The organism is Leifsonia sp. Root112D2 (assembly GCF_001424905.1).
Lineage (GTDB): Bacteria > Actinomycetota > Actinomycetes > Actinomycetales > Microbacteriaceae > Root112D2.
On record NZ_LMCU01000001.1, the window covers coordinates 2,806,358 to 2,818,783 of the forward strand.

The 12,426-nt window shown below is 66.8% G+C and carries 10 protein-coding genes; 6 read left to right on the plus strand and 4 right to left on the minus strand.

Translation table 11 applies throughout. From position 1 onward, the window contains the following. Window positions 1-18: 18 nt before the first annotated feature. A complete protein-coding gene (locus ASC63_RS13120) occupies window positions 19-1,692 on the plus strand; it encodes a DUF885 domain-containing protein (RefSeq protein ID WP_055814141.1) in 1,674 nt (557 codons plus the stop codon). Between the two features lie 95 nt (window positions 1,693-1,787). Here ASC63_RS13120 and ASC63_RS13125 read toward each other — a convergent pair whose 3' ends face one another. Together ASC63_RS13125 and ASC63_RS13130 are read right to left on the minus strand one after the other, a co-directional pair. Then, window positions 1,788-2,231, minus strand: coding sequence for an OsmC family peroxiredoxin (locus ASC63_RS13125; RefSeq protein ID WP_055814143.1), 444 nt, complete (start codon window positions 2,229-2,231; stop codon window positions 1,788-1,790). Between the two features lie 91 nt (window positions 2,232-2,322). Then, window positions 2,323-2,592: an acylphosphatase gene (locus tag ASC63_RS13130; protein ID WP_055814146.1), complete on the minus strand. Its 270-nt coding sequence runs from the start codon at window positions 2,590-2,592 to the stop codon at window positions 2,323-2,325. A 175-nt stretch (window positions 2,593-2,767) separates the two neighbouring features. Here ASC63_RS13130 and rpsA point away from each other — a divergent pair, with 175 nt between their 5' ends. Together rpsA and coaE are read left to right on the plus strand one after the other, a co-directional pair. After that, a complete protein-coding gene (gene rpsA, locus ASC63_RS13135; protein WP_055814149.1) occupies window positions 2,768-4,222 on the plus strand; it encodes a 30S ribosomal protein S1 in 1,455 nt (484 codons plus the stop codon). Window positions 4,223-4,316: 94 nt separating this feature from the next. Beyond that, window positions 4,317-4,925, plus strand: coding sequence for a dephospho-CoA kinase (gene coaE, locus ASC63_RS13140; protein ID WP_055814152.1), 609 nt, complete (start codon window positions 4,317-4,319; stop codon window positions 4,923-4,925). A gap of 30 nt (window positions 4,926-4,955) precedes the next feature. Here coaE and ASC63_RS13145 read toward each other — a convergent pair whose 3' ends face one another. Further along, window positions 4,956-5,900, minus strand: coding sequence for a M56 family metallopeptidase (locus ASC63_RS13145; RefSeq protein ID WP_055814156.1), 945 nt, complete (start codon window positions 5,898-5,900; stop codon window positions 4,956-4,958). A gap of 5 nt (window positions 5,901-5,905) precedes the next feature. Next, window positions 5,906-6,274 (minus strand): BlaI/MecI/CopY family transcriptional regulator, encoded by a 369-nt coding sequence (locus ASC63_RS13150; RefSeq protein ID WP_055814159.1) that lies wholly within the window; start codon window positions 6,272-6,274, stop codon window positions 5,906-5,908. Window positions 6,275-6,390: 116 nt separating this feature from the next. Between ASC63_RS13150 and ASC63_RS13155 the strand changes: the two genes are divergently transcribed. Genes ASC63_RS13155 through cydD form a run of 3 tightly spaced genes read left to right on the plus strand, consistent with a single transcriptional unit; the run spans window position 6,391 to window position 12,417 of the window. Further along, on the plus strand, window positions 6,391-7,971 hold the full coding sequence (locus tag ASC63_RS13155) for a cytochrome ubiquinol oxidase subunit I (protein WP_055815538.1): 1,581 nt from the start codon (window positions 6,391-6,393) through the stop codon (window positions 7,969-7,971). A 28-nt stretch (window positions 7,972-7,999) separates the two neighbouring features. Further along, window positions 8,000-9,031 (plus strand): cytochrome d ubiquinol oxidase subunit II, encoded by a 1,032-nt coding sequence (cydB, locus tag ASC63_RS13160; protein WP_055814162.1) that lies wholly within the window; start codon window positions 8,000-8,002, stop codon window positions 9,029-9,031. Beyond that, on the plus strand, window positions 9,028-12,417 hold the full coding sequence (gene cydD / locus ASC63_RS13165) for a thiol reductant ABC exporter subunit CydD (protein ID WP_055814163.1): 3,390 nt from the start codon (window positions 9,028-9,030) through the stop codon (window positions 12,415-12,417). Before cydB ends, cydD begins: the two co-directional genes overlap by 4 nt. Window positions 12,418-12,426: the final 9 nt, after the last annotated feature.

The window sequence follows — 12,426 nt, forward strand, 5'->3', positions numbered from 1 at the left end:
GGGGTTAGGCTCGAACGCATGACAAACGCAGAGAAGCGAAACCCCACTGCCATCGACACAATTGCTGACGAGTGGGTCGATACCGAACTCGATCTGTACCCGGAATTCCGGGTCTATTTGGGCCGGGAAGGCCGCGAAGGCGAATACGCCGACTACTCGCCCGCCGGGGCCGAGAGCGCCGTTGAAGAGACCAGAAAGGCCTTGGCGAAGATCCGCGCGGCCGAGGCCGTCGACGATGTCGACCGCGTCACCAAGCTTGATCTCACCCGCGAACTCGAGCTCGAGATCGAGAAGCACGAGGCCGGCTTCGAGCAGCGCGACCTCAACGTTATTGCGTCTCCGGTGCAGAGCCTGCGCGATATCTTCGACCTCGTTCCCACCGCGACGGAGGCCGATTGGGGCAACATCGCCAAGCGAATGCACAATCTTCCGCAGGCAATGGCGGGCTACATCGAAACGCTGCGCAGCGGCATCCGCGCTGGCAACGTGCCGGCCATCCGCCAGGTGCGGGAGAACATCGTGCAGGCCCAGAAGCAGGTGGCCGACACCGGCTTCTTCTTCCAGCTCGCCCAGAATGCGAAGGCCGGAGAGGCAGGGCTGCCCGACTCGCTGAAGAGCGACCTCGCCGCGGGTGCCCGTGAATCGGCCGCGGCCTATGCGTCGCTGGCCGCATTCCTGAAGGACGAACTCGCCGAGCACGCCCCCGAGAAGGATGCCGTCGGCCGGGATCTCTACACCCTCGCCTCCCGCAGCTTTCTCGGTGCCGCCGTCGACCTCGACGAGACCTACGAATGGGGCATCGAGGAGCTCGCCCGCATGACCGCCGAGCAGGAGGCGATAGCGCGCGAGATCAAGCCCGGGGCATCCGTTGCCGAGGCCATCGAGTTTCTCGACGGCGACGCCAGCCGCAAGTTGCACGGCACCGACGCCCTGCAGCGCTGGATGCAGGAGACCAGCGACCGCGCCGTCGAAGAGCTCGGCAAGACGCACTTCGACATTCCGGATGAGATACGCCGGCTCGAGTGCATGATCGCTCCCACGCAGGAGGGCGGCATCTACTACACGGGCCCGTCTGACGACTTCGTGCGCGCCGGCCGCATGTGGTGGAGCGTGCCCGAGGGCGTCACGGAGTTCGATACCTGGCGCGAGCTCACCACCGTGTACCACGAAGGCATTCCCGGGCACCACCTGCAGATCGGCCAGGCCACATACAACAAGGCCATGCTCAACTCGTGGCGCCGCATCGCCGGCACCTCGGGGCACGCCGAAGGATGGGCCCTCTACGCCGAACGCCTCATGGAGCAGCTCGGATACCTCGACGACCCCGCCGACCGGCTGGGCATGCTCGACGGCCAGCGCATGCGCGCCGCCCGCGTCGTGCTCGACATCGGCGTGCACCTCGAGAAGACGCTGCCCGACGGCAGCGGCCCCTGGACCGGCGAGTACGCCTTCGGATTCCTCGGCCGCAACGTCAACATGAACGAGCCGTTCGTGCGTTTCGAGGTGAACCGCTATCTGGGCTGGCCCGGACAGGCGCCGTCGTACAAGATCGGGCAGCGCATCTGGGAGCAGCTGCGCGACGAGTACGCACGCCGCGAGGGCGCCTCCTTCGACATCAAGGCGTTCCACAAGAAGGCGCTCGACATCGGCGGTGTGGGACTGGACACTCTGCGGTCTGCACTGCTGGACTGACTCTGCACACCTGAGAAGTGGGCGGACACGGAGGGCGGCCCGCCGGTGTCGCGGCGGGCCGCCGGTCAGGGGGATTGCCGGTCGGTGGGGGCTGCTCAGGCCGATTCGAGGGTGGCGTCGACGGTGATCGAAGCGCCGGCGAACAGGCGTGAGACTGGGCACAGAGCGGATGCCTCATCGACGATGCTCTGGAATGTCGCGGCGTCAACACCCGGCACGACGGCCTTCACCGTGAGCGCAGACGAGACGATAGTGGGCAACCCGTCGACGGCATCGAGCGTGACAGTGGAGGAGACGTGCAATCGCTCAGGTGTGAGCTTGTGCTCGCCGAGACTGAGGGCGAGAGCCATGGAATAGCAGGACGAATGTGCGGCAGCCGCGAGTTCCTCTGGACTGGTCTTTCCGCCGGGTGTCTCCGTGCGCGCGGCCCAGGTGACCGACTGGTCTTTCAATGCCCCGCTGCCGGAGTTGATGCTGCCGGCTCCCTGCGCGAGGTTGCCTGTCCAAACGGTTTCGGCCGTGCGATCCGCAATGCTCATGGTGACGTCTCCGGTTCTCTATTTGAAGGGAATTTCTTCCTTCAAACTAGCAGCGATCGCCGACCGTGAACATCCTTCCGCGAGCGGAGCTTCAGCGCTCGATGCGGAAACCATGCTCGTCGTTCGGCGTACATTCCGTGACCTCGAGGGCATCGACCGTCGCCCATGCCGGGCCGTGCCGCAACCAGTCGAGCATCTGCTGCACCGCCACCTCATCGCCCTCGATCTCGGCCTCCACTACGCCATTCGGAGCATTTCGCACGAATCCCGCCAGATTCAGCGAGCTCGCCCGCTGTCGCGCGGAGTAGCGAAAACCCACTCCCTGTACCTGCCCGTGCACCACGATGCGCCTGCGAATCATGTCTCTATTCTGGAGTGGACGGGGACGGCCGAAAACAGCTAAGCTTGACTGTCACATTTGTGACGTCCTATCCGCATGCCACTCGCGGAATAACAACACCATCCTGTTCGGTCGTCAACGGCGTATCGAACATCGCGAGTGGCCCGATATATGTCCATCCTGGAGCACTTACTACATGACAATCGCAACGACCGAAAAGGCACCCAAGCAGGTCGCCATCAATGACATCGGATCTGCTGAAGACTTTCTTGCCGCGGTCGAAAAGACGCTGAAGTTTTTCAACGACGGGGACCTCATCGAGGGCACCGTCGTCAAGATCGACCGCGACGAGGTTCTGCTCGACGTCGGTTACAAGACCGAGGGTGTCATTCCCTCCCGCGAGCTTTCCATCAAGCACGATGTGAACCCCGATGAGGTCGTCTCCGTCGGAGACACCGTCGAGGCCCTCGTTCTTCAGAAGGAAGATAAAGAAGGTCGCCTCATCCTCTCCAAGAAGCGGGCTCAGTACGAGCGTGCGTGGGGCGATGTGGAGAAGATCAAGGATGCCGATGGCGTGGTGACCGGAACGGTCATCGAGGTCGTCAAGGGCGGCCTCATCGTCGACATCGGACTGCGCGGCTTCCTGCCTGCCTCGCTCATCGAGCTGCGCCGCGTGCGCGACCTCACCCCGTACCTCAGCCAGGAGATCGAGGCGAAGATTCTCGAGCTCGACAAGAACCGCAACAACGTCGTGCTCTCACGTCGTGCGCTTCTTGAAGAGACCCAGTCGGCCAGCCGCACCTCGTTCCTCAACAACCTCCAGAAGGGCCAGGTCCGCAAGGGCGTCGTCTCCTCGATCGTCAACTTCGGTGCGTTCGTCGACCTGGGCGGCGTTGACGGCCTCGTGCACGTCTCCGAGCTCAGCTGGAAGCACATCGAGCACGCATCCGAGGTCGTCGAGGTCGGCCAGGAGGTCACCGTCGAGATTCTCGAGGTGGACCTCGACCGCGAGCGTGTCTCCCTGTCGCTCAAGGCAACGCAGGAAGACCCGTGGCAGGTCTTCGCCCGCACCCACGCCATCGGCCAGGTTGCACCGGGCAAGGTCACCAAGCTCGTTCCGTTCGGTGCGTTCGTTCGCGTCGCAGACGGCATCGAGGGTCTCGTGCACATCTCCGAGCTCAGCGGCAAGCACGTTGAGTTGGCCGAGCAGGTCGTTTCCGTCGGCGAAGAGGTCTTCGTCAAGGTCATCGACATCGACCTCGAGCGTCGCCGCATCTCGCTCTCGCTGAAGCAGGCGAACGAGGGCGTCGACCCTGAGGGCACCGAGTTCGACCCGGCCCTGTACGGCATGCTCACCGAGTACGACGACGCGGGCAACTACAAGTACCCCGAGGGCTTCGACCCGGAGACCAACGAGTGGCGCGAGGGCTTCGACAGCCAGCGCGAGAAGTGGGAGCAGGACTACGCTGCAGCCCAGGCTCGCTGGGAAGCGCACAAGAAGCAGGTCGCCAAGGGCCTGGAGGAAGAGGCGGCTGGCTCCAGCACCTCATCCGCCGGCTCGGCATTCACGGCGGAATCCGCCAACGGCGGCACCCTCGCCGACGACGAGACGCTTGCCGCCCTGCGCGAGAAGCTCTCGAGCAGCAACTAGCACCTAGCAGCTAGTACTCAAACGGCCGGTCCCGATGGGGCCGGCCGTTTGTGCGCGCCGGGCAGCGAATGCCCCCGCCCGATAGCATGGGCGGATGCTTGTGGTCGCGCTCACCGGGGGAATCGCATCCGGCAAGTCCACCGTTGCGAAGCGCCTCGTCGAGCACGGTGCGGTGCTCGTCGACGCGGATAAAGTGGCGCGCGAAGTCGTGGAGCCCGGCACGGCTGGCCTGGCCGCTATCGCCGAGCGCTTCGGTTCAGGTGTCATCGATGCCGATGGGCGGCTGAACCGGCCCGCGCTCGGCGCGATCATCTTCTCCGACGAGCAGAGCAGGCTCGATCTGAACGCCATCACGCATCCGGCCGTCTGGCGCCGAGCCACCGAGTTGTTCGCCGCCGCCGAGGCGACGAACCCGGATGCCGTCGTGATCTACGACGTGCCGCTGCTCGTGGAGGCGAGCGGGGATCGTCCGCTGAACTTCGACCGCGTTGTGGTCGTGCACGCCGATCGTGACGAGCGGATGCGACGGCTCGTCGACGTCCGCGGCCTGAGCACGCGGGAGGCGGCGAGCCGCATCGACGCGCAGGCCGGCGACGCGGAGCGGCTCGCGGTGGCCGATGTCGTCATCGACGCCAACGGCACGCTCGCGCAGACCCTCGAGCAGGTCGACGCGCTCTGGGCCGAGTTGAGCTCCGGCCGATAAACGCCGTCAGTAACCCTCGGCCGTGCCGGTTCAGACGAACGCCGGTGCCACCAGAAGGACGGTCGGCACCGCGAGGAGGGCGACGGCACACGCGATGGCCAGCGCACGCAGCGGCGTGGGCAGGGCACCCCGGGCGTCCACGAGACGCGCGATGCGCCTGGTGGCGCTGGGGCCGTCGGCGGCGAGCGGGCTTTCCAGCCCCGGTGAGAGGGTGGACGGCTCGCCGGATTCGCTCGCCACGAGGGCAATCGAACGCACGAGCGTGGCATCCGTCACCTCGCGACGTGCCCCGTCGTCGGCCAGCATCTCCACGAGCATGGCAACGGCCTCGTGCGCCCGGGTCGCGATGGGAAACCACGGCAGAGCCCCGCGCCAGGCGCGGAACGACAACAGCACCAGGTGGTGCCGTTGGGAGGCGTGGGCGCGTTCGTGGGCCACCACCGCCCGCAGCTGGTCCTCATCGAGCAGGTCAATGAGGCCGGCCGAGAGCACCGTGACCGAGCGGGTGGTTCCCGGTAGGCAGTATGCGACCGGCGCGGCGTGGTCTATCAAGCGGGTTCCCGGGCGCTCAGGCATGGGGTCGCTGAGCAGCGTTACCAGTTGCGCGTGCCGACGTCGCAGCCGTTCGGCCTTCACGAAGGTGGTCACCAGGCTCAGCAGCAGGTGGATGCCGAGCAGAATAGCGCCACTGAGGGCGAACATCTGGCTGAACTCGGCACCGAGCGGCAGGGTGCCGGCCACCAGCCTGGCCACAAAACTGCGCAGCCCATTGACGAGATCGTTGCCGAACGGCACCAGTCCATAACTCAGCATCGCGCCGATCATCGACAGCCCACCGGCCAGGGCTATCGACTGCCACACCACGAGCGCCGCGCCGGGGGCGCGGGCAGGCCAGTGGGCGCGAGCGAGCAGGATGGGCACCGGCCACGCCAGCGCAACGGCAAGAGCCGCCAGCGCGAACGAGGTGAGCAGCACCGTATCTACTTGCGTTCGAGCATCCGGCGCAGCGCCTCGGCCTCGTCCGGACCGACCTGCCCGACGAAGCGCGCCAGCACCGCCTCGCGGTCGGTCGCGCCGCCCAGCACCTCGTGCATGAGTTCGGCCATGTGATCGGCCCGCCCCGTTGCGGCGTGGTACAGGTGCGGGCGCGTCTCGCGGTCACGCGTGACGAAACCCTTGTTCTCGAGCCGCGAGAGCACGGTGAGTACCGTCGTCGCGGCCAGTGACTTGCCCGCATCTGCCGCCGTTCGCTGGGCGAGTTCATCCCGCAGGGCGACGGCCGAGAGCGCGCCGTCGCTGTCCCAGAGAACATCCATCACGCTGCGTTCGAGATCACCGAGTGTTGCCATGGAACCGATTCTATCGGTAATTCTACGGCGTGTAGAAAATTACTTCTACACGTGGTAGAACTGAAATGTTCTACACGCCGTAGAAGACGACAGGAGGCGTTGTGCACGCGATGGATCTGGACCCGCTGCTGATAGCACGGTGGCAGTTCGGCATCACAACGGTCTACCACTTCTGGATGGTGCCACTCACGATAGGCCTCGGGCCGATCGTGGCCTTCATGCAGCATCGCTGGCACGTCACCGGCGACGATCGCTACTACCGCATGACCAAGTTCTGGGGAAAGCTTTACCTCATCAACTTCATCGTGGGTGTGGCCACCGGCCTCGTGCAGGAGTTCCAGTTCGGCCTCGCGTGGAGCGAATACAGCAAGTTCGTCGGCGATGTCTTCGGTGCTCCGCTGGCGATGGAGGCACTGCTCGCCTTCTTTGTGGAGTCGACGTTCCTGGGGCTGTGGATATTCGGCTGGGGCAAGCTGCCGAAGAAGGTCCACCTGGCATGCCTGTGGGTCGCCGTGGCCGGCTCCACCCTCTCGGCCTACTTCATCATCGTCGCGAACTCGTGGATGCAGCATCCGGTCGGTGTCGAGCTGCACAACGGGCGCCCGGTGATGACGGATGTCTGGGCCATCCTGGGCAACAACACCGCTGTCGCCGCGTTCACCCACACCATCTTCGGCTCGCTCGGCGCGGCAGGGGCGTTTTTGCTCGGCATCGCCTGGTACCAGCTCTGGCAGCGTCGCCGCGACGGAATCGATACGGTCGATGCCACCGGGCGCGTCGTCGTGGGCGAGGCACCCGAGATTCGCGGGCGCGACGCCCGCGACCACCGGGTATGGCTGGGTTCGCTGCGCATCGGCGCCGTCGTCGCGATAGTCGCGTTCGGCGGCCTGGCCATCACGGGCGACATTCAGGGCAAGCTCATGTTCGTGCAGCAGCCCATGAAGATGGCCGCCGCCGAGGCCGCCTGCCACACGGGCACGAGCTTCTCGGTGCTCTCGATCGGCGATCCGGGTTCGCGTGACTGCTCGGGTGTTGTCGGCGTCATCGAGATTCCCGGAGTGCTCTCGTTTCTCGCGAACGGCAACTTCGACACCCCGGTCAAGGGGGTCAACCAGCTCGTGCCGGAATACCAGCAGAAATACGGCACGACACTGCCCGACAACCCGCTCTACGGCGCACGCGCCGGCGAGACGATCCATTACGTGCCCATCATGGAGGTCACGTACTGGGGCTTCCGCATCATGATCGGCTTCGGTGCCCTCGCCGCCTTCGCGGCCGCCGTCGCACTCTGGCTGACCCGAAAGGGCACGGTGCCCCGCTTCAAGTCGCTCATGCTGCTTGCCGTCATCGGCATCGCCGCACCGTTCATTGCGAACTCAGCGGGCTGGATCTTTACGGAGATGGGCAGGCAGCCGTTCGTGGTGGCCCCTAACCCGAGCGGGGTAGACGGCGTCTTCATGTTCACCGCCGCGGCGGTCTCACCCGGAGTGAGCTTCGGCGAGATCCTGTTCTCGCTCATCGCCCTCGGCAGCGTGTACGCCGTTCTGCTCGTGTTCGAACTGCGGCTCCTGATCCGCTACGTGCGCGGCGGAGTCGCGAGCGCCCTGCCTGAACTCGGTGACCACAAAACAGACGGAACCGGTTCCAGCGGCGGCGGCGGCGCATCCGACGACGATGTGCTCGCTTTCGCGTACTGAGCTCGCAGACTGAGAAGGAGTTAAGAAAATGGATGTTCTGCCCTCACTGTGGTTCGTGGCTATCGCCGTGCTCTGGACCGGCTATCTCTTTCTCGAGGGCTTCGACCTCGGCGTCGGCATGCACCTGCTGTTCTCCGCGCGGAGCGAGAACCAGAAGCGGGTCATGCTGAACGCGATAGGCCCCGTCTGGGACGGCAACGAGGTGTGGCTCATCACGGCCGCCGGCGCCACCTTCGCGGCGTTCCCGATGTGGTACGCCTCGCTCTTTTCGAGCCTGTACCTGCCGCTCGTGATCCTGCTGCTGGGCCTCATCTTTCGTGCCGTGGCCATCGAGTTCCGTGGCAAGGGACATACCGAGCGCTGGAAGCGCGGCTGGGATCTCGCCCTCGGTCTGGGTTCGCTCGTCTCGGCGTTCGGCATCGGTGCGATGCTCGCGCTCACGACGACCGGCATTCCGCTCGACGCCAACGGTGACAGGGTGGGCGGGGCATTCGCCTGGTTCAACGGCTATGCGGTCATCGGCGGTCTCGCCGTCGTCGGGTTCAGCCTCGTGCATGCGTCGGCCTTTCTCGCACTCAAGACGGATGGCGAGGTGCGCCTCTTCGGTCGCCGCTTCTTCCGCATTGCGGCACCAATCGCGCTGCTTCCGCTCGTCGCGTGGGTGTTGGGCGTGCAGTTCATGAATGGAACCGAGCTCACGTGGGGGCTCGTTGTCGTCGCCGTGGCGGCCGCCGTCATCGCCTGGTTCGCCAATCGCGCCGGTCGTGAGGGCTGGGCGTTCCTCAGCCTCGGCGTGTTTCTCGTCGCGGGCGCGGCATCCATCTTCGCCGCCAGTTACCCGGTGGTACTGCCCTCGACCCTCAACTCGGCCTGGGACCTCACGATCAGCAACGCCGCGTCGTCGTCATACACGCTCGGTGTCATGACGGTGGTCGCCTGCTTCGGCCTGCCGCTTGTGCTGCTCTACCAGGGCTGGACGTACTGGGTCTTCCGTAAGCGCGTCAGCGGGGCGCACATTCCCGACGCGCGCCCGGTCACGCCCGCGGTCAGGTCGTCATGAAAGGTCTCGACCGGCGCAGCCTGTACCTGCTCGGGCTGTTGAGCGCGCTACGCGGCCTCAGCCTGGTGGTGATGGCGGATGCCGTCGCCAGCGGCATCGTGAGCGTCATCGCCGGTACGCAGGCCTGGCGCGCATGGCTGGCCTGGGGGCTCGCATCCGCGGTGCTGCGCGCACTGATCACGTGGGCTCACCGCGTGGTGGCGGCCCGCGCGCTGCTGGGCACGAAGGAGAAGCTTCGCGCAGAACTGGCCGAGAAACTCGTGGCGCAGCCCGGTCCACCACTCGGCGCGTCGTCGACCCTCGCCACACAGGGACTCGACGAACTCGACAAATACATCACGGTCTTTCTGCCCGCCCTCGTGGATGCGGCGGTCGTGCCCCTGCTCGTGGGCGCCCGCATCCTGTTCGCCGACTGGATCAGTGCGGCCATCATCGTCGTCACGGTTCCTCTCATCCCGGTGTTCATGGCGCTCATTGGCATGCACACGCGCGAACGCGTCAGCGCGGCGACGGATGCTCTCGCCCGTCTCTCGGAACACCTGGTGGAACTCGCGCGCGGACTTCCCGTGCTCGTGGGGCTCGGGCGGGCCCAGGAGCAGACGCTCGCGCTGCGCACCATCTCGGAGCGGTACCGCGAGAAGACGGTGCAGACGCTGCGCACCGCGTTCCTCTCCTCGCTCGCGCTCGAGCTGATCGCCACAATCTCCGTCGCCCTCGTCGCCGTCACCATCGGCGTTCGCCTCGTCTCTGGCGACATGCCGCTCGAGATCGGCCTGCTGGTGCTCGTGCTCGCGCCCGAGTGCTATACGGCATTTCGTGAGATCGGCACGGCTTTCCATGCATCCCAGGACGGCAAGGAGGCGCTGACCCGGGTGAACGCGGTGCTCGAGGTGCCTGCCCCGATTCTCGATGCGAGCGGTGCCACGGGCGCGGTTCGGGTGCGAGGGTTGCGGGTTACGTACTCCGGTCGTGACAGGCCCGCGGTCTCCGGCCTCAGTTTCACCGCAGCAGCTGGCGAGATTACCGTGCTCGACGGCGCGAGCGGCGCCGGCAAGTCCACGATCTTCGCCGTGCTCACGGGCAGCCTCAGCGACTCCGAGGACGGCGCGCGGGTGATCGGGCAGGTCGCGGGAGTGGATGGCGAGCGGCTTGCGTGGCTGCCGCAGCATCCGAAGTATGTGGCTGGCAGCGTGCTACGCGAACTGCTCGTGTACGGCGAGGGGGTACCGGATGCCGCCGCCTCCGCCGCGCGTCTGCTCACCCAGCTGTCTCTGGCGCACCTCGCGAATGCCGACCCGGCCCGACTCAGCCCGGGGGAGCTGCGCCGGCTGGCCTTCGCCCGGGTGCTTCTGCGGGTCGAGGCCGGCGCGCGGCTCGTGCTGCTGGACGAGCCGACCGCACATCTCGACACGGCAAGCGCCGACATCCTGATTGCGGCCATCGCCGCACTGCGGCGCCGGGTGACGGTGATCGTCGCCTCACACGATCCCGCCGTGCGCGCGCTTGCGGAGAATACGGTGCTCGTGAGCGGGCGGGCGGCCACGGTCGCCCACGCTGAGCGAGCCGAGCGTGCGACCGCGAGCCTGCCCGCGCCACTGTCCGCGTCCGCGCCCGTGCCCGTGCAGGCGCACCAGAACCGCCCGGCGACCGCCGCATGGCCACATCCGCTCCGCGAGTTGGGCGCCTTCCTGCGCCCCGTCGCGGGCCGTATCGCTGCCGCGATTGTGCTCGGCACCTTCGCCACCCTGTTCGCCATCTCGCTGACCGCGCTCTCCGGCTGGCTGATCGTGCGCGCCAGCCAGCATCCGCCCATCATGTATCTGCTCGTCGCCATCGTGGGGGTGCGCTTCTTCGGAATCGGCCGCGCCGTGCTGCGCTACGCGGACCGCCTGGTGAGTCACGAGGCCATCTTCGCCGCGGTCACGACGATGCGCATGCGGCTCTGGACTGCGCTGGCCAGGCACGGAGCACGCAATCGGGCACTGCTCACGGGGTCGAACGCCCTCGACAGGCTCATTCGCGATGTCGATCAGGTGAGAGACCTCTCGATCCGTGTGATCATGCCACCGGTCGCCGGGTTGCTCACGGCTGTCGCAGCTATCACCGCGCTGGGCATCGTCTACCCGCCGGCAGTCCCGCTGTTCGTCGCCCTCGGGGCGATCACCGTGGTGATGGCGCCCGCGGTGGCGCTCGGCGCCGATCGTGCGGCGGCACGGGGGCAGCAGCAGCTGCGTTCACGGGTGCTGCGGCGCTTCGCCGCCATGCTCGCCTCGGCCGACGAGCTGCGCGCGAACGCCGTCGATGGCGTGGTGCGTCGCCAGCTGCGCCAACTCGACGCGCGGGCAAGCGGTGTTGCCCGCCGCAGCGCCTGGGCTCTCGGTCTCGGCAACGCCCTGGTCGTGCTGGCCTGTTGCGCCGTCGCGATTCTCATTTTGCCGCTCACGGCCGCCGCCGTGGCCGATGGCACATTGGCGCCCGAGCTCGTCGCCGTGCTCGTGCTCACGCCGCTCGCCCTCATCGACTCGATGCTCGACGTGGTCGCCGCCATTCAGCAGTGGCCGGCGCTGCGTGAGGTGCTGGGCCGCGTGTCCACATTGACGGCGGGGGAGAAGGCGAGAGCCGGTGACCTCGCTGATGGCCTCGCCGATGACCTCACTGGCGAGCCCGCCTCGATGCCGGCTGTCACGAGCATCCGGCTCGACGACGTGTCGGCGCGCTGGCCTGGGGCATCCGCACCGGTGTTCGAGCACGTGCACGCCCACGTTCGCCGTGGCGAGTGGCTCGTCGTGTCCGGGCCGTCGGGAAGCGGCAAGACCACGCTGCTCACGCTGCTGCTCGGCCATCTGCGCCCCGAAACGGGCCGCTACCTGGTGAATGACACGGATGCGACGACGCTCGATTCCGAGAATCTGCGCCGATCTTTCGCCTGGTGCCCACAGGAGGGTCACCTGTTCAACTCGACGCTACGCGCCAACCTGCTGCTCGCGCGAGGCCGCGAGGATGCGCCTGATGCCGCGGAGATGACGGCAGTACTGCGTCGCGTCGGCCTCGGCCCACTCCTCGACACGCTTCCACAGGGTCTCGACACGGTACTCGGCCCGTCGGGCGGCCACCTCTCCGGGGGAGAGCGGCAGCGTGTCGCCGTGGCGCGCACGCTGTTGACCCGCGCCGACGTGATTCTCCTCGACGAGCCCACCGCGCACCTCGACGAGGAGGCGGCCGAGTCGTTGATGGCCGATCTGCGCGTCGCCCTCGCCGAGAAGATCACGGTACTCGTCACGCACCAACCGGTGGGCGTGCTGCCCGGGGACCAGAGGCTGCGGCTCGACGAGGCAGACGGGGTCTTTGCTGACCGCTCGCGACGCAATGTCGGTGCTGCTGCCTAGACTTGAATT